Genomic DNA, 484 nt, shown 5'->3' on the forward strand with positions numbered 1-484 from the left:
TGGTGGCCGCAGCCACGGCGATTCAAGCGACACCGACATGGTGCCGCGCCGGCGCCACGCGGGCGCCGCCGCCGGGGTGGCGGCGCTCATTCGGCGTCGCCGCCCTTGCCGGTGCCGCCGGTGCTCCCGCTCAGGCCGGCGGCGAAGAGCTTCTGCATCATGTCCATGCCGGCAAGGCTGCTCGCCATGTACGGTTGGAAGAGCTTGAGCGGGTCATAGCCCTCGGCGCCCGCCTGCATGCGCGCGCGGATGTCATCCAGCAGCTGTTGCTGGAAGGCCTCCACGTCCGGCAGGCCCATGAGCTTGCGCATTTCTTCGGGGGTGATGTCCAGGTCGACGTGGATCTTCATGCGGTGGCTCGCAGCTGTGTGTGTTGGGGGGAATGGACTTGCGCGGTGCCGGCAGCCATGCGCACTCCGACGCCGGGCGGCGCGCAGCAAACGCGGCTGCCGGCGGCCTCCGGCATCGCCCGGGCCGACATCGC

General features: G+C 70.9%; 1 protein-coding gene. It reads right to left on the reverse strand.

Annotated features, from left to right (window positions below):
- Positions 1 to 86: 86 nt before the first annotated feature.
- Positions 87 to 350, reverse strand: a complete 264-nt coding sequence (locus CKO41_RS18405; RefSeq protein WP_200239673.1) for a DUF6489 family protein — start codon at positions 348 to 350, stop codon at positions 87 to 89.
- Between the last annotated feature and the right edge of the window lie 134 nt (positions 351 to 484).

Origin of the sequence: Thiococcus pfennigii, from assembly GCF_016583835.1 — a bacterium.
Classification (GTDB): domain Bacteria; phylum Pseudomonadota; class Gammaproteobacteria; order Chromatiales; family Chromatiaceae; genus Thiococcus; species Thiococcus pfennigii.